At 63.5% G+C, this 16,102-nt stretch carries 22 protein-coding genes and 1 other RNA gene; 13 read left to right on the forward strand and 10 right to left on the reverse strand.

Annotated elements, in window-relative coordinates; genetic code table 11:
* The first annotated feature begins 31 nt into the window (after positions 1–31).
* The 7 genes from ssrA to feoB all read left to right on the forward strand — a co-directional run bounded on the left by ssrA (position 32) and on the right by feoB (position 5,562).
* Positions 32–400: a transfer-messenger RNA gene (ssrA, locus tag VGR99_RS37315) on the forward strand.
* Between the two features lie 114 nt (positions 401–514).
* Positions 515–1,033 (forward strand): SspB family protein, encoded by a 519-nt coding sequence (locus VGR99_RS37320; protein WP_326904935.1) that lies wholly within the window; start codon positions 515–517, stop codon positions 1,031–1,033.
* 89 nt (positions 1,034–1,122) lie between these two features.
* Positions 1,123–2,556, forward strand: a complete 1,434-nt coding sequence (gene fumC, locus VGR99_RS37325) for a class II fumarate hydratase (protein WP_326904965.1) — start codon at positions 1,123–1,125, stop codon at positions 2,554–2,556.
* A gap of 276 nt (positions 2,557–2,832) precedes the next feature.
* Positions 2,833–3,021, forward strand: a complete 189-nt coding sequence (locus VGR99_RS37330; RefSeq protein WP_326904936.1) for a DUF4169 family protein — start codon at positions 2,833–2,835, stop codon at positions 3,019–3,021.
* A complete protein-coding gene (locus VGR99_RS37335) occupies positions 3,018–3,272 on the forward strand; it encodes a ribbon-helix-helix domain-containing protein (protein ID WP_027529561.1) in 255 nt (84 codons plus the stop codon). The genes VGR99_RS37330 and VGR99_RS37335 overlap by 4 nt, the downstream gene beginning before the upstream one ends.
* A gap of 115 nt (positions 3,273–3,387) precedes the next feature.
* Entirely contained in the window at positions 3,388–3,663 is a 276-nt protein-coding gene (locus VGR99_RS37340) for a FeoA family protein (RefSeq protein WP_326904937.1), read from the forward strand.
* Positions 3,664–3,687: 24 nt separating this feature from the next.
* Positions 3,688–5,562, forward strand: coding sequence for a ferrous iron transporter B (gene feoB / locus VGR99_RS37345; protein WP_326904938.1), 1,875 nt, complete (start codon positions 3,688–3,690; stop codon positions 5,560–5,562).
* 181 nt (positions 5,563–5,743) lie between these two features.
* Here the strand turns inward: feoB and VGR99_RS37350 are convergent, their stop codons facing one another.
* The 5 genes from VGR99_RS37350 to VGR99_RS37370 form a co-directional block, all read right to left on the reverse strand.
* Entirely contained in the window at positions 5,744–6,085 is a 342-nt protein-coding gene (locus VGR99_RS37350; RefSeq protein WP_326904939.1) for a hypothetical protein, read from the reverse strand.
* A 22-nt stretch (positions 6,086–6,107) separates the two neighbouring features.
* Positions 6,108–6,581 (reverse strand): DUF302 domain-containing protein, encoded by a 474-nt coding sequence (locus VGR99_RS37355; RefSeq protein ID WP_326904940.1) that lies wholly within the window; start codon positions 6,579–6,581, stop codon positions 6,108–6,110.
* Between the two features lie 10 nt (positions 6,582–6,591).
* Positions 6,592–7,140, reverse strand: a complete 549-nt coding sequence (locus tag VGR99_RS37360; RefSeq protein WP_326904941.1) for a cytochrome c — start codon at positions 7,138–7,140, stop codon at positions 6,592–6,594.
* Complete coding sequence (gene soxC, locus VGR99_RS37365; RefSeq protein ID WP_326904942.1) at positions 7,127–8,398, reverse strand: sulfite dehydrogenase; 1,272 nt, start codon at positions 8,396–8,398, stop codon at positions 7,127–7,129. The genes VGR99_RS37360 and soxC overlap by 14 nt, the downstream gene beginning before the upstream one ends.
* Before the next feature lie 128 nt (positions 8,399–8,526).
* Positions 8,527–8,859, reverse strand: coding sequence for a carboxymuconolactone decarboxylase family protein (locus VGR99_RS37370; protein WP_326904966.1), 333 nt, complete (start codon positions 8,857–8,859; stop codon positions 8,527–8,529).
* Between the two features lie 107 nt (positions 8,860–8,966).
* Here VGR99_RS37370 and VGR99_RS37375 point away from each other — a divergent pair, with 107 nt between their 5' ends.
* Together VGR99_RS37375 and VGR99_RS37380 are read left to right on the forward strand one after the other, a co-directional pair.
* On the forward strand, positions 8,967–9,896 hold the full coding sequence (locus VGR99_RS37375; RefSeq protein WP_326904943.1) for an AraC family transcriptional regulator: 930 nt from the start codon (positions 8,967–8,969) through the stop codon (positions 9,894–9,896).
* A gap of 212 nt (positions 9,897–10,108) precedes the next feature.
* A complete protein-coding gene (locus tag VGR99_RS37380; protein WP_326904944.1) occupies positions 10,109–10,414 on the forward strand; it encodes a hypothetical protein in 306 nt (101 codons plus the stop codon).
* Positions 10,415–10,570: 156 nt separating this feature from the next.
* Here VGR99_RS37380 and VGR99_RS37385 read toward each other — a convergent pair whose 3' ends face one another.
* Complete coding sequence (locus tag VGR99_RS37385) at positions 10,571–10,858, reverse strand: DUF3551 domain-containing protein (protein WP_326904945.1); 288 nt, start codon at positions 10,856–10,858, stop codon at positions 10,571–10,573.
* A 187-nt stretch (positions 10,859–11,045) separates the two neighbouring features.
* On the opposite strand from VGR99_RS37385, the gene VGR99_RS37390 reads away from it, so the two are divergent.
* Positions 11,046–11,306, forward strand: coding sequence for a hypothetical protein (locus VGR99_RS37390; protein ID WP_326904946.1), 261 nt, complete (start codon positions 11,046–11,048; stop codon positions 11,304–11,306).
* A 186-nt stretch (positions 11,307–11,492) separates the two neighbouring features.
* A complete protein-coding gene (locus VGR99_RS37395; protein ID WP_326904947.1) occupies positions 11,493–11,945 on the forward strand; it encodes a hypothetical protein in 453 nt (150 codons plus the stop codon).
* 80 nt (positions 11,946–12,025) lie between these two features.
* Here the strand turns inward: VGR99_RS37395 and VGR99_RS37400 are convergent, their stop codons facing one another.
* Positions 12,026–12,265: a hypothetical protein gene (locus VGR99_RS37400; RefSeq protein WP_326904948.1), complete on the reverse strand. Its 240-nt coding sequence runs from the start codon at positions 12,263–12,265 to the stop codon at positions 12,026–12,028.
* Positions 12,266–12,707: 442 nt separating this feature from the next.
* Complete coding sequence (locus VGR99_RS40140; protein WP_326904949.1) at positions 12,708–13,211, reverse strand: hypothetical protein; 504 nt, start codon at positions 13,209–13,211, stop codon at positions 12,708–12,710.
* A 159-nt stretch (positions 13,212–13,370) separates the two neighbouring features.
* On the opposite strand from VGR99_RS40140, the gene VGR99_RS37410 reads away from it, so the two are divergent.
* Positions 13,371–13,994, forward strand: a complete 624-nt coding sequence (locus tag VGR99_RS37410; RefSeq protein WP_414645216.1) for a helix-turn-helix domain-containing protein — start codon at positions 13,371–13,373, stop codon at positions 13,992–13,994.
* An 87-nt stretch (positions 13,995–14,081) separates the two neighbouring features.
* On the opposite strand, the gene VGR99_RS37415 is transcribed toward VGR99_RS37410, so the two are convergent.
* Positions 14,082–14,837: an outer membrane protein gene (locus VGR99_RS37415; protein ID WP_326904967.1), complete on the reverse strand. Its 756-nt coding sequence runs from the start codon at positions 14,835–14,837 to the stop codon at positions 14,082–14,084.
* Between the two features lie 163 nt (positions 14,838–15,000).
* Positions 15,001–15,267, reverse strand: a complete 267-nt coding sequence (locus VGR99_RS37420; protein WP_326904951.1) for a hypothetical protein — start codon at positions 15,265–15,267, stop codon at positions 15,001–15,003.
* Positions 15,268–15,452: 185 nt separating this feature from the next.
* Between VGR99_RS37420 and VGR99_RS37425 the strand changes: the two genes are divergently transcribed.
* Positions 15,453–15,950 carry a GNAT family N-acetyltransferase gene (locus VGR99_RS37425; protein WP_326904952.1) on the forward strand — a complete coding sequence of 166 codons (498 nt, stop codon included), beginning with the start codon at positions 15,453–15,455 and terminating at the stop codon, positions 15,948–15,950.
* Positions 15,951–16,102: the final 152 nt, after the last annotated feature.

Consider the following 16,102-nt stretch of genomic DNA (forward strand, 5'->3'; position numbering starts at 1 on the left):
CCAAAGGGAACCGTACCCTCTCCGCTCGAAACCTCTGTTTTTTGAAACCTTTGCCCCCTATATTGGGAGTGCCGGTTCGCCGGCTATGGAAATAAACGGTCGTCGCAATAAACCATTCGGACCCGGGGGCGGTACCCGGCGCCTCCACCAAAGCTCATCGGGCTCAAGCCCATCGAAGGTGAGTTTCGGCGGGGGCGAAATAGGATCGACGAGGGCGTAAAGGGCGTGCTTTTTCCCGGTATTGTTCCGCCGTTATCGGGCTACTGCAATAGTTGCCAACGACAACTTTGCTCCGGTTGCTCAGGCTGCGTAACGCAGTTTGAAAGACCACTTTAAAGTCCTAACGGGTTAAGCTCCGTTAGGCGGGGTTCGGAGGCACCTGGCAACAGAAGCCTCCACTTGCCTTCTATTTCCTCCCCGGCGGGGACTCCTGCTGACCCGTCAGGCGCGGTACTATTGCGGCTTGGCGAGTCGGGCCGGCAGGGCCCAACTCCTGGAATGCAACAGGACCACCATGGCGACCGATCATATCCGATACGATGTGCTGGCCCGCGACGCGCTGCGCGGCGTGCTGCGGAAGGTGCTGACCGATGCCGCCTCCCACGGCCTGCCCGGCGAACACCATTTCTTCATCACCTTCGTGTCGAAGGCCGAGGGCGTGAAGCTGTCGTCGCGGCTGCTCGCGCAATATCCGGAAGAGATGACGATCATCCTGCAGCACCAGTTCTGGGACCTGACCGTACTCGAGGATCGTTTCGAGGTCGGCCTGTCCTTCGGCGGCATTCCGGAGCGGCTGGTGGTGCCGTTCAGCGCCATCAAGAGCTTCCTCGATCCGTCCGTGAAATTCGGCCTCCAGTTCGACACCTCCGATGTCGCCGAGGTCGCGCCGGAGACGCTGCCGGCGGCCCCTGCCCCTTCGGCATTGTCGGTGCCCGCGCCCGACACGGAGAAGGCGGAGACCGCGGAAGAGCCGACCCCGCCGAGCCAAGGCGGCGCCGAGGTCGTGCGGCTCGATCGTTTCCGCAAGAAATGATCTAGGTTGGGCGCCAACCGGTCGCGCCCGGCCAAACTCCCTATATAGAGAAGCACATGAAGAGGCCGCGCGGCACCTCGCGCGGCGGAATGGATGTGCTCATGGCCAAAGCTGCCCGCGCGAAGACCTCGTCCCCCGCCACCCGTATCGAGACCGACAGTTTCGGTCCCATCGAAGTCCCCGCCGATCGTTATTGGGGGGCGCAGACCGAGCGCTCGCGCCAGAATTTTCGCATCGGCACCGATCGCATGCCGATCTCGCTGGTGCATGCGCTGGGCATCGTCAAGCTTGCCGCGGCACAGTCCAACCTCGCGCTCGGCCTGCTCGACCAGCGCCGCGCCAATGCGATCATCCGCGCCGCGCGAGAGGTGATCGAAGGCAAGCTCGACGACCATTTCCCGCTTGTCGTATGGCAGACCGGCTCGGGCACCCAGAGCAACATGAATCTCAACGAGGTGATCGCCAACCGCGCCAATAAGCTGCTCGGCGGCGAGCTCGGCGCCAAGAAGCCGGTGCATCCGAACGACCACGTCAACATGAGCCAGTCGTCCAACGATTCGTTTCCGACAGCCATGCACATCGCGGCAGCAAGCCGCATCAATGTCGATCTGGTCCCTGCCCTCACCGAGCTGCTCCGCGCCCTGCGCAAGAAGGAGAAGGCATTCGCGAAGATCGTGAAGATCGGCCGTACCCACACCCAGGATGCGACGCCGCTGACGCTGGGCCAGGAGTTCTCCGGCTATGCCGCGCAGGTCGAGAGCGGCATCGCCCGTCTCAAGGTCGCGGTGAAGGACCTCTATCCCCTGGCTCAGGGCGGCACCGCCGTCGGCACCGGCCTCAATTCGAAGCCGCGCTTTGCAACGTTGTTCGCAAAGCACGTTGCCGGGATTACGAAGCTGCCCTTCACCAGCGCGGCCAACAAATTCGAGGCGCTGGCCTCGAACGATGCCTATGTGCTGGCGCACGGCGCCATCAATTCCGTCGCGACGGGCCTGTTCAAGATCGCCAACGACATCCGCCTGCTCGGCTCGGGCCCGCGCTCGGGGCTCGGCGAGCTGATCCTGCCGGAGAATGAGCCGGGCTCCTCAATCATGCCGGGCAAGGTCAATCCGACGCAGTGCGAGGCGATGACCATGGTGTGCTGCCAGGTGTTCGGCAATCACACGGCCATCACGGTCGCCGGCAGCCAGGGCCATTTCGAGCTCAACGTCTACAAGCCCGTGCTGGCCTACAACATGCTGCACTCGATCCGCCTGATGGCGGACGCGGCGCGCTCCTTCACCGAGCATTGCGTCGACGGCATCCGCGCCGACGAAAAGCGCATCAAGGAGCTGATGCAGCGCTCGCTGATGCTGGTGACGGCGCTCGCCCCGAAGATCGGTTATGATAACGCCGCCAAGGTCGCCAAGACCGCGCATCACAACGGCACCACGCTGAAGGAGGAAGCGCTCCGGCTGGGCTTCGTCTCCGCCGACGAATTCGATCGCCTGGTGCAGCCGGAGAAAATGACCCGGCCCGGGTGAATTCCGAATTCCGATAGTCATCCGTAATGATACGGAGCCCGAGGCCCTATAATTATAAGGTTTCAGGGACGGGATTTGATTACCGTCAATGTTGCAGGGAGGCGGCGTGCTAGGCAGGCCTCTCTGCCCTTGACGGGGCTAATTCATCGTTTGATGGCCCGAGGGCCGATTGACGAGGACAAGCTAATGGCGATCAAGTCTTGTAGGGCGCAGCGCGGCACCCTGTTTCTGAATGTTTCATCCCACCTGGAGAGGATCGGATGATGGAGACGCGGCATGGGGAACGTCATCAACCTGAATCGTTTCCGGAAACGCGCCGAGCGGGAAGCCTCGGCGAAGCAGGCGGACGCCAATCGGGCGAAGTTCGGCCGCACGAAGGCGGAGCGGTCCGCGGAGGAGACCCGCGCGGACAAGGCGAAGACGCATCTGGACCAGCACCAGATCGATCACGAGGATCAGCCATGAAGTCGCCTGTGGTGAAACGATCGATCGTCGTTGCCGGCCACAAGACCAGCGTCAGCCTGGAAGAGGCGTTCTGGAACGGCATGAAGGAGATCTCGGGCCTGCGTAACATGACGCTGTCCGAGCTCGTCGGCGAGATCGACGGCGCCCGCCAGCAGGGTAACCTGTCCTCGGCGATCCGCCTGTTCGTGCTCGACTACTTCAAGAGCCGCGCCATGGCCGCCATCCAGCCGGAAAAGGTCCCGGCCCAGTAGCCGCCGGGGCGTCTTTTCGACGCCCCCCATCAACTGCACTTTAAAATCACTCTAAGGTGCAGTTTCGGCGAGCCCGCGCGCTTGACCTCAATGCCCTGCGTTGAAAATACAGGGCATGACCGACACCCATGATACGCGCCCACACATGCCGCTGGGTCTGGCCTTGCGCGGCTACACCGGCGTCATTCAGCACCTTTCCACCAAGGACGCAGGCTCGGCGCTCTCGGACATCGAGCTCGAGAGCCGGCTGATCGAGCTCGGCTTCGTCGAGGGGGCCCGGGTCGAGGTCCTGCACGAGGGCCTGGTCGGGCGCGACCCCATCGCCGTGCGGGTCGACAACATCACGATCGCGGTGCGCCGTCGCGAAGCCATGGCCATCATCGTCGCCTGAGATGGCGACCGGATATTTGTTTCCATGGAATTACCCCTGCTGCATCTCGCCCTGGTCGGCACGCCCAACAGCGGCAAGACCTCGCTGTTCAATGCGCTGACCGGCAGCCGCCAGAAGGTCGCGAACTATCCGGGCGTCACCGTCGAGCGCAAGGAAGGATTTTTCGTCAGCCCGCAGGGACGCCAGGTCTCGGTGGTCGACCTGCCCGGCACCTATTCGCTGCGCGGCCGCAGCCCGGACGAGGAGATCACCCGCGACTTCGTGCTCGGCAAGGCCTCTGGCGAGACCGTGCCCGACCTCGTGCTGTGCGTGGCCGATTCCACCAATCTGCGCCTGACCATCCGCCTGCTGCTCGAATTGAAGCGCACCGGCCGGCCGATGATCCTCGTCCTCAACATGTTCGACATCGCGAGCCGCCGCGGCATCACGGTCGACGTCGAGCGGCTCGCCAAGGAGCTCGGCGTGCCCGTGGTCACCTCGATCGCGGTGCGCAAGGGCGGCACCGCCGACCTGCTGGCGCTGACCGACGAGATCTCGGCAAAGCTCGCCGCCGAGCCGCGGCAGGAGAACAGCTGGCGCGCGCTCAGCGTCGCCGAGCTGCGCGCCACCCAGCGCGAGGCTGACCGCATCATCGCCGACTGCGTCAGCCTGCCTGCTAGGCCCGACACCTGGACCGCCCGGATCGACGCCGTGGTGCTGCATCCCGTCGGCGGCCTGATCGTGCTGGCGCTGATCCTGTTCGTGATGTTCCAGGCGGTGTTCGCCTGGGCGCAGCCGCTGATGGATCTGCTCAACAACGGCTTCGACGCGCTCGGCGAGTTCGTGCACGCCACCCTGCCCGCGGGCCTCTTCCAGAGCTTCCTTCAGAACGGCGTGATCTCGGGCGTCGGCAGCGTCATTGTGTTCCTGCCGCAGATCATCATCATCTTCCTGTTCATCCTGCTCTTGGAAGATTTCGGCTACATGGCGCGCGCGGCGTTCCTGATGGACCGCATCATGGGCGGCGCCGGCCTGCACGGCCGCGCCTTCATTCCGCTGCTGTCGAGCTTTGCCTGCGCCATTCCCGGCATCATGGCGACGCGCGTGATCGACAACAAGCGCGACCGGCTGACCACCATCCTGATCGCGCCGCTGATGACCTGCTCGGCACGCATCCCGGTCTACACGCTGATCATCTCCGCTTTCATTCCCGCGAAGGACGTCTGGGGCTTCATCAACCTGCAGGGCCTCGTGATGTTCGGGCTCTACGCCACCGGCATCGTCAGCGCGCTTGCCGTCTCGTTCGTGATCAAGTTCTTCATGATCCGCGACTATGCGCCGGCGCCGTTCATGCTGGAGCTGCCGGACTACAAATTGCCGCGCCTGAAATCGGTCGCGATCGGCATCTTCACCCGCGCAAAGATGTTCCTGTACCGCGCCGGCACCACGATCTTCTCGATGATGGTGCTGATCTGGTTCCTGGCCTCGTTCCCGCAGCCGCCCGCCGGCGCGACCGAGCCCGCGATCGATTTCAGCCTGGCTGCGATCATCGGCAAGGCGCTCGAGCCGCTGCTCGCACCCGTCGGCTTCAACTGGCAGATCGCGGTCGCGCTGATCCCCGGCATGGCGGCGCGCGAGGTCGCGGTCGCGGCGCTCGGCACCGTCTATGCGATCGAAGGCGGCAAGGAAGCCGCCGAGCAGATCGGCCAGGTGCTGGCGACGAAATGGTCGCTCGCAACCGCCCTGTCGATGCTGGCCTGGTACATCTTCGCCCCGCAATGTGCGTCCACACTCGCCGTGATCCGGCGCGAGACCGGAAGCTGGGGATGGATGGCCGTCACCTTCACCTACATGCTGGTGCTGGCCTATGCGGCGAGCCTCGTGACGTACAACATCGCGGTCGCACTTGGGGCCGGCTAAGGCCCCCTCAAAACAAAAAACTGCGAAAACAACCCCATGCACAGTAGGCGGGGTCTGTGAAATCAATGACTTACGCGAGTGCTGGAATCACCGGCCGCAGCCTGGATAGAACGAGCGCGCCGGTTGCACCGTCGGGCAAAACAGGAGCATGATGGCATCCTCGGCGGGTGCCCGCGGCACATCATCGGGTATCGTCTCGCCCATCCTCCGGATCGCTCTCCGGCTCCTTGGTCAGCACCGCGTCCGGCTCCTGGATCAGCACAGCCGGTTCGTCATAGCCCTTGCGGCTGCTGTAGAACACCAGCGCCATGAGGCCGATGCCGACGACCAGCGAGAACACCACGCCGAGCACCAGCGCGACATAGCCGGCCTCCGGCACGTCGTGATCCGTCCTGAACCAGCCGAGATAGCCAAGCGCGCCGGCGCCGACGAGCATGGCGCACAGCACCGCGATGACGAGCCATCCGGCGAGCTTGGAGTCGCGGGGGCTGGACGGTGTCGGTGACTCGTTGGTGGTGCTCATCGACTTCTCCCGACGGTCCGCATCAGGGGGCGCTCGTCGCCTTGGCGGCGATCGCCTTCAACGCGCCCGACATCGCCTCGACCGGAGCCTTGGCGGCATCGCCGAGGCCGTGCCGGTGCGTGAGATAGGCTGGATCGTTGTAGCTGAGCCATGTCGCGCCCTGCTCGTCCTGCCAGACCAGCGCCTTCAGCGGCAAGTCGATCCCGATGGTCTGGGCCTGTTGCATCAACGGCGTGCCGCCCTTGGCGTTGCCGAAGATGATGAGATCGGTCGGCCGCAGCGGCAGGCCCACCGCAGCGGCGCCCGCGGCGTGATCGATATGGGCAAACACGGTGAGACCCTTGGCCTTCACTTCCGCTTCCAGCCGCTTCATCGTGTCTTCCGGTCCAAAGCTGCTCTTGATGGTAATCAGTCCGTCTGCGGCCATCGCTTGCGTCTCCCATGAACATGTCGCTGCAACCAGAGCGAGGATTGTGACCAGTGCCGAAAGCCTCATGACCACGCGCTCACTTCTTACGGAATAATTTCGCCGGGTCGAACTCCGGTTCCGGAATGAAGCCGTCGCGATTGGGCATCTTGATCTTCGGCAGGCTGTCCTTGTCGACCTTGCCGTCGGCAGGAACGATGCCGTTGAGGCTCAGTATGTAGGCGGTGACGGCATAGGTCTCATCGGTGCTGAGCGAGCCCGGCGTCGGATACGGCATCGCGCGATGGATGTAGTCGAACAAGGTCGTCGCATAAGGCCAGAAGCTGCCGACGGTCTTGACCGGCATGTTGGAGGCAAGCGTACCCTGTCCGCCGGCGAGACGATCCTTGATGCCCCCCTGGCCGTTGTCGCCATGACAGGCCGCGCAATAGTCTGAGAACACCTGCTTGCCTTGCGCCGCTGTGCCGCCACCATCAGGCAGGCCCTTGCCGTCGGGGCTGACATCGATGTCCCACAGCTTGATCTCCTGCGGCGTTGCGGGGCGGCCGAAATCGAACGCCAGAGCGGGTGCGGCGAGCAATCCGGCGGCGACGATACCGGCAAAAAGCAACTTGTCATGCGAGGACATTGCGGACCCTCCCGGCCTCGTCGATGCTCCAGGTCTGCTGGGCATTGTAGTGAAACAGCGCGTTGGTCCCCATCGCGGCGATGAAGGTCTGCCGGTCCGGTTGAACGTTGCGTTGCTCGTCGGTCGAGCGGCTCACGATCTTGGTCGGCTTGCCGTCCCACACCCAATCCATCTGGAAGCGCACCTGGGCCTTGGAGAGGACGGGCTGGCTCAGTTGCGCCTGCTTCCATGTTTTGGCGCCGTCGGTCGAGATCTCGACCTTGGCGATCTTGCCGTGGCCGCTCCAGGCAAGGCCGGAGATGCGGTTGTAGCCCGGCTGGATCTGCATCATGCCGGAGGGCTGGGTGATGACCGAATTGGTTTCCATCCGGAGCTGGAATTGCCGCGCCTTGCCGTTCGCGAGCAACTGCGTGTAGCGCGCCGTCTCCCAGCGCGTCATCCAGGGCGCGTTGCCGAACTTGAGACGGCGCAGCCATTTGATGTTGAGGTTGCCCTCGAAGCCCGGCATCACCAGCCGCATCGGAAAGCCGTGAGCGGGCCGCAGCGGCTCGCCGTTCTGCCCGTAGGCGACGAAAGCCTCGCTCACGATCTCGTCGGTGAGCGGAATGCTGCGATCGACACCCGCGCCGTCGCCGCCCTCCGCAAGCATCCAGCTCGCCCCCTTGTCCCTGGCGACGAGGTCGATCAGGAACTTGAGCGGCACGCCGGTCCACTCGTTGGTGCTGACGAGGCCGTGGGTATTCTGCACCGTCACGTCGGGGTCGGCCTTCTTCCAGTTCTCCCAGCCGTTGCCGGTGCATTCGATGAAGACCACGCGCGTGACCGACGGCATCCGCTTCAAATCGTCCACGCTGAACACCAGCGGCTTCTGCACCATGCCGTGGATCAGCAACCTGTGCTGCGCGGGATCGATATCCGGCACACCCGAATGGCTCCGCTCGTAATGCAGGTCGGTCGGCGTGATGTTGCCGACGAGCTTCTGATGCGGCGTCTTGGAGTTGATGGCGTCGCCGGGATCGACGTTGCGCTTGCCCGGCGTGGCCTCGGGGATGCGATCCAGCTTTGCAAACCGGGATCGCTCACTGTGTGCGCTCAGGTCGGCGCCGGGCCCGCGATCAGGCACGTCGGCCAACGACTCGGCTCTCGCCGCCTCGGTCGAAACCGCGGCAACGATGCCGGTCGAAAGGCCTCCCACGAAGCCACGGCGCGACATATTCGCGGGCCGTGGCAACACTTCGATTGGCGCCTTGGATGTCATGTCATCTCCCGTCGACATCGTGCTTTTTTGAAAATCTCCGCCGCTGTCGTGCCGCCACATTTAGCGAACACGGCGGCGATTGCTCGTTAGGTTGTGTTAGAAACAATGAGCCTCGTGCGCATGATCGCTCAGGCGGCCCTGAAGGCCTCGTGCGCACGCGTCGAATAGACCAGCGCGGCGCCGGCATTGACCGAGATCGCGGCGCCGAGTGCCTCGGCGACCTCGCCTTCCGTCGCGCCATGCTTCTTCGCTTCAGCGGCATGGACGGTGATACAGCCATCGCAGCGCAAGGTGATTGCAGCCGCCAGCGCGATCAACTCGCGGGTCTTGGCATTGAGGTGACCGGTCTTCGAGCCCGCGCCGTTGAGCATTGCGTAGCCCTTCACCGTATCCGGCGTCAGCTTTCCGATTTCGCCGACGCCGGCCACAACCTGGCGGCGGTAATTGTTCCAGTCGAGCATGGACATTCTACTCTCCGTGTCTTGATCGCTATGATCTAGAAGCGCTTGCAGCCGCGAGGTATGGCCAGGCGGCTCGCAGTCATGTCCGGGCGGATCAAGGAGCACGAATGTCGGGGGCGGAAGCCGCGGAATTGTTGAAGGCGATGGTGCCGCTGCTCAGAATCCGGCCGGTGATCGACGATTCCTGTCGATTTGGCGGCAGTTGGGAATCGCTTCACGCGCCGAACGGCCGGGGCTGGGCGCAATTCCACATGGTCACGCGCGGCTCGTGCGTGGTCGAAAGGCCGGGCCTGGGCTCGCAGCGGTTGAACGCCGGCGACATTCTGCTCTTGCCGCACGGAGACAGCCATTTGGTCCGCAGCCAGACCGGCGGCGTTGCGGCGCGGATCGCGAGCGACGTCCGGAACGGGGTTCGACAACGCACGACGGTCGACGCCCAGATCGACACCGAATTCCTATGTGGCCGGTTCCTGTTCGAGACAGCGGACGGAAACCCGCTGATCGCAGCGCTTCCCGATGAAATCGTCCTCCGCACCGCAGGAGAGCCGTTACTGGAAAGGTTCCGGCGACTGCTGATCGATATTCGTGACGAGCTGGATGCAGGCAGGGTCGGATCGGACACGATCGCGGCCGATCTGGCGAGGGCCTTGTTCGTCATGATGCTCCGCGACCATCTTGCGGACGATGCTGCCGGGAATCATACGGTTTCGCTATTGCGGGACCGCACGACGGCCCGTGTCGTGTCGGCAATCCTCAACGATCTTTCCAGGGACTGGACGCTCGACGAGATGGCGACTGTTGCAATCACCTCCCGCGCGAGCCTGGTCCGCGCCTTTCGAAAGCACGCAGGGATGGCGCCGATGACGTTCCTGTCCGATTTGAGATTGACGGTTGCGCGCCAACGTCTGGCCGGCACTTCCGACTCCATTGCCAGGATCGCAGGCGAGGTCGGCTATGCATCCGAAGGCGCCCTCAGCAAGGCCGTTATGCGCAAATACGGCCTGCGGCCCGGCGCGCTGCGAATGGCGGAGCAATAGCTGCCGCCGGACCTGTGGCTCCGGCCCAGTTGACGCTGCTGGTCCTCGACACCTGCGAGCATCTGATCGAAGCGATCGCCCGATGGCACGCGCGGTTTCGCCTCCACGCGAAGCCGCCGGCGCGCGCGCCACAGGCAGCCACAGCGCTGATATAGATCAGCCTTGGACCAGGGCTATGCTCACCGTGCCGCGGCCCGACATCGGGAGGCAGAATGCGCAACTTCATTGTGGGTCTGATTGTTGTTGCGCTCGCTTTTGCGGTTGAGCCGGCCGGAGCCGCCGACGGACCACCCGTGTTCGATATCGCCGGAAACTGCAGCATGGAGACGGCGGGATCCGGCATGGGGAGGAATTGCACGATCGACAAGGACCAACTGACCCGACGCTGGTCTTCGTTCAGCGCGCGACAGAAACAAGAGTGCATCGGCGAGACCACCGCTGGCGGCGACGAGACAAGCTACGTCGAACTTTTGACCTGCCTCGAAATGTATTCGGGGCAATTCGGAGACAAGAAATGAGCCGCGCTGGCGTCATGTCGGCTTGTCCCGACGCAAGACGCCGGTTGACGTGCACCCCGACTGGTTTTCGCCACATCAACTCGCGTGACTGGTGACAAAGCGGCCAGCGTCGATGACGTGTCCACCGCAAGCACACCGGATCGATCAGTCCACGGCCTAGCGCGGATACCACTGACTGCCAGGATCGCGCTGATACGCGAAGGCGTAGCTCGGATCGATGCCGCAATACGCGTTGGTCCCTGAAGCGGTTGCCATGCACTGCTCATAGGTCGCGAATTGGCAATTGCCTGGGTATCCCCAAATCCGCCCTTGCAAGCAGTAGCGCACAGGAACGCTCGGGGCGATGTAGCCATGGCGATACTGGCGTTGCCCCGCGGACGAGGTCGAGGCCGTCGACACCAGAATTAAGCTGGCCGATATGATTGCGAAGAGCAGGCGCGTCATGTCGATCTCCTGAATTCAGATCCGTCGGTTGCTATGCGCGAATCCGCCTAATGCCGTCGCCCCCTTGGGTGCGAGCCAGCCTACCCGCCAGGTTGATCTACATCAACGTGATCGGCCCTGCGAGGAGCAGGTTGTAGTCGGCGCAGGGAAAGCGGCTCATCCCGCAAACGCAAAGGGGAGGATCATCATGACTCCGAGACAGCGCTTTTCGATCAAGTCCATGACGGTTTCAGGCATCGCCGCCAGCGCCCTGCTGGGGCTTGCCGGCGTCACGCTCAATCCGTCCCCGGCCGCCGCGGTCTATTGCCAATACGTCGACTACCCCGTCGGTTGCGTTGCGAGAGCCGGCGTCGTGCTGAGGCCCAGGCCCGTCGCACGTGCCGCGGTCCGCCACAATGCCGGCGGCAACGCCAATGGCGGCGTCAATCGCATTGGCGCAGGGCGCTAAAGGTCTGGCTTGAGGGTCACGTGCTTACCGACATACGATGAGGCTGGTGGTTGACACGTTGCGTCAATGCCCCGAAGCTGCGCGGCAGTCCCGGTTGAGTTGCTCGCAGCTTCGCATTCCACACTCAAATGACTTGAATCGGGACGTCGTCGCTGGGCCCATTGTGGGGGGCACGGAGCGACTGAGATGCCGTTGTTGGCGTATTTCTGGAAGGTCGGCGCGGCGATACTCGCGCTCCTCTTCGTTGCGGACTTCTGTCTGCCCAAAGCGCCGGTTACCGAGAAGACAGCCGGGGACCGGCCGGCGATCCTCATTCACTCGGATCGCAAATGGCCCGAGCGCGTGGTCCTCGATACCAGCACGCAGGTCGTCGTCGCGGCTGCACCCGCAGTTTCGACCTCGCAGGGCGCCGCTCCTCCCGACCGCGCAGAACCGCCCGTCATCCGGGCAGAGACGCCAGCGGTTGGCAACGCACTCGCCATGGCGCAGAGGGAAGCGCCGCCGCGCGACGTCGTCGATCACAAACGATCGCGCAAGACCCAACACGTTGCGGCGCGATCGAAGCGGCACGCGCCGCCGCAGATGCTTCTGGCGGCGCGGCCGGGACAGTTCGGGTGGTTTGGCTACAGGTATTGGTAGTCCGCGGCTCGAATGCTCGTGGTGGCAAGGACTGTCACAGACAAAGGGAGGCGGCGCGCGGCCGCCTCCGGTCTCGCGTCCTATTGGCAAACATACATGATGCCGTCGCCGCCCTTGACCAGCGTACCCGGCGTGCAACCGATACCGTTGCGGAGGGCATAGTCGGCCCAACCGCTATAGCCATAGACCCATGGGCCTCCGGCGTAATAGGCACGCACCGCGTACCAGGGCAGGCCGGTCTGGTCGGCGATGTAACCACCATGATAGAGCGGCCCGACATAGAGCCGGTCTCGTGCCTCGGCGCCGCTGATCGAAAGCATCGAGGTTGCGCACGCGAACGCGGCAGCCGCCACAGTCAATCGCTTTGCATCCATATTCGCCTCCGTAAGCTGGTGAAATCCAGCATCCGGAGCATCGGAAGCTGCCGGGCGCGCATGTTGCGCTAGATCAAACTGCGGCTCCTTCCCTCACGGGCATATCCGCTTCATCGCGCCGCACCCGAGCGGGTCGACAACCAACGGCGAACGCGTGAGAGGCAGGTGGCGATAAGGGACCGGCTGCGGTTGAGCCTCAACGATTGGCTCCTCACGCTGCCGACGGTCCTGCTGATTTTAATCGTATTCGTTCTTACGCCCATGCAGGCGACAGGGTTCTTCGCGCTTCACGCCGGAGCGATCACCATCCTGCTGGCGGTCATGGCAGGCATGGCCATGATCTCGAAGGGCAAGACCGCGATCCTCATGATCGTGCTCTCGCTTCTCGTCAGTCTTCCTCGAGCGCTATTACTATTCGTAGCCTTACAATCTGCATGTCCCGGCCGCAGCCCGGCTGGCGATCGCGGCGACACTCGGCGTCGTGGTCACGAGAGCGGTGTTCGGCCGGGGCCACGTCAGCTACCACCGGATCGTCGGCGCCGTGCTGGTCCATCTGCTGATTCAGTCGGATTTGCTGCGTATTCACGTTTTTGGGCTTATCTATCGACGGAGCATTCAAGGGGATCGAGTTCGGGAATGACCGCTCGCTCGCGAGCAAGGTTTTCTGCCTCAGCTTCGCGACGTTGACGACCACCGGATACGGCGACATCGTCCCCGTCCGTCCCTGGGCAAGAAGTCTTTGCAACGCGGAGGCCGTGATCGGGCAACTCACGCTCGAATTCGGCGAGCCAAACAATACGCGGATCGATGATGCGTTGCCGAATGCAGCTCTGTCCTGTCCGTTGGGACAATGAACCTTAGGACGATAGTCATCGGTTTCGCTTTCGAACAAGCTTCGCGTCAGCAAGAACGAGGCGGCGCGACGCCACCCCGGTGTCACACGCGCTGCGACTGACAAGCCCGATCGCCATGGGCTTGAGGAGTTGGTCCGATGCTGATGCACATGACCTCGGCCTCCCTGCCCCGCCCGCATTCTCTCAGCGAACTCGGAATGACCGCGGACTCGGATCCGATGGTCAGCCTGAGCGAGTTCACCTACCGGCGCGGCAGCGAGATCTACGGCGAGAAGGAGCCCGCAAGATATGTCTACCAGGTCAAGTCGGGCACGGTGCGAAGCTACAAGCTGCTGCCCGACGGACGCCGGCAGATCAGCGCATTTCATGTCCCCGGAGACATCTTCGGACTGACGAACGGCGGCATCCATCGTTTCACCACGGAAGCGGTGGTGGACACGACCGTGCGGCTGATCAGGCAAGAGAGCCTCGAAGCCGTTGCCGGGAGCGACGGCACCCTGACCAGAAGCCTGCTCTACATGACCACGATGAACCTGCGGCATGCCGAGGACCACATGCTCCTGCTTGGACGCAAGACGTCGATGGAGCGGGTTGCCGCGTTCCTGATCGAGATGGACCGGCGGCTAACCGCCGCAGGCGTGCTTGCCCTGCCGATGACACGGCGTGACATCGCGGACTATCTCGGCCTCACGCTCGAGACTGTCTCGCGGTCGCTGTCGCATCTGCGCGAGCTCGGCATCCTCGGCTTCATCGACAACAACCAGCGTCACATCGTGCTGCTCGACAGGAAGCAGCTGGCCGCGCTCGACCGCAGGAACTGACGCCGGACGTCCTCGCGTTCTCTTCAACTTCGCATGAAAAAGGCCCCGGTCGATGCCGGGGCCTCAGTTCACCGGGAAGACTCTGGATCAATAGCGAGCCGCGTACGGCGCACCGTAACCGCCGAAGCGGTAGTTCAACCGAACCGTGATCATGTCGATATCCTGGGTGACGCCGCTGCCCGTGAGGGTGACACCACCGGGGGTAACCACGCCTGCGAAGCCGGCGCTATCACGCCCCATCCAGAGATGGTCGTATTCGATACCGGCCGTCCAGTTCGGCGAGAAGCCATATTCCCAGCCGACACCCAGGGCACCGCCCCAGCGCGTGTGACCTGCCGAGGCAAGGCCAACACCGGTGACGTTGTTGAAGATGTCGAAGCGATTGCGCGTCACGGCGGCGCCGCCCTTCAGGTAGAGCAGCGAGGCGTTCCATGCCCAGCCCACCTGGGCCGTGAACAGCCCGATCGCATCGGTCTTGCCCGTGGTCGAGATCAACGGATCGATCAGGCTGACGCGCGTGTTCTTGAGCTCGGCCCAATCGCCCTGCGCTTCCAGGCCGAGCACGAATTGATTGGTCTGCCAGCGATACCCGATCTGTCCGCCCGCGAGGCCGCCGGAGCGATCGGCGCAACCACTTCCGACTCTCCCTGCGGGCGTCAAGAAATCGACGCAGCCGTGGCTCTGCCCCCAGCCTCCGTTGGCGCCAATGTAAAATCCGGTCCAGTTGTAAACCGCCACGACGGGTGCCGGCGGCGGCGCCTTGACCGCCATATCGGCCGCCATGGCGGGAGCCGCCATGCTCAGCGCCGCGAGGCCGATCGCCGCGATTGAAAGCTTCTTCATTGTTTCGTCCCCTTTGCTCAAATCTTCTTCCGTCAGAAACGAGGCCTTATGCAGGCTGGCGTGCATAAATACCGCGAACATCCTGGAGTTTATGCGCGAGGGGATTTTTGGCCCGTATCAAAATGGCAACACTCTAGCTGGATCGCTGTGCACAGCAGAGTGCTTAGTCGCTATCTGAAGTGCCGGGCGCCGCAGCGCTGTCCTGGTCGTCGGCAAGCCACGCGTTGATGCCCGAGGATGGGATCAGCCGCTTCGGCAGATGCGGGTTGATCGTGCCTGCAAAGAGGGCGAGGCCCTCATCGCGCTTGGCACGCGCGAACAGCTTCGCTTCCTGCTCCGTCGCAAAGGTCTTCGTCTCACGCGGACTGCGTTGTCGCGGCAGAATGCCTCGCCGTTGCACTTCGAAGGTGACGTACCAGGTCGGACTCATTTCGCACACCAACTTGTCACCAGCCCCTGGAGTCGGGTTGTGGGGTGGTTGTCATGCGCGGGCTTGATTCAGATCAAGCAGCGGTTGATGCGCCGGGGGACGAACCGCGCCGGTTGACCCGCCGGGCAGAACAGCGCAACAACGAGATGAGATCGCCAGCAGTTCCAAAGCGACGAACTACTTCCATGGACCAATTCAGCACGGACAGACTGACCGCCGAAAAACTCAATGAAAGCCATCTCGCCGACCTCGTCGCACTGCATCTCGATGCCGAGGTGTCGCGCTATCTCGGCGGCGTGCGCTCGGCGGAGGCGACGAAGACCTATCTCGACGTCAACATGGCCCATTGGGATCGGCACGGTTTCGGGCTGTGGGTGCTCCGGACCAAGGAAGGCGCCTTCGCCGGGCGGGCGGGCATCCGGCATCTCCTCGTGGATGACGTCGACGAGATCGAGATCGCCTACACGTTCAGGCGCGATGTCTGGGGCCGGGGACTTGCCAGCGAGATCGCGACCACACTGACGGAGATCGGGCTGTCGCAGCTCGCGCTGCCGTCCCTGATCGGCCTGGTGTTCGTCGCGCACGGGGCGTCGCGCCGCGTGCTGGAGAAGGCGAACTACGTGCTGGAGAAGAGCACGACGCATCGCGGCGAAGACGTCGTGATCTACCGTATCCGACGGTGACAGCCCACCGCTCGTAGAGCCTGAGAGCCATTTCCAGATTCGACATCAAGGGGCGTTGGCGGCCCCTGATGTGGGAGGCGAGCGGCGTGGGGCGGACGGGTATGGTTCTGCGGTCTATGCTTTTGCGAGTTGGTGTCCTTGCAGGATGTTGT

It is taken from the genome of Bradyrhizobium sp., from assembly GCF_035935975.1.
In the GTDB taxonomy this organism is placed as follows: domain Bacteria; phylum Pseudomonadota; class Alphaproteobacteria; order Rhizobiales; family Xanthobacteraceae; genus Bradyrhizobium.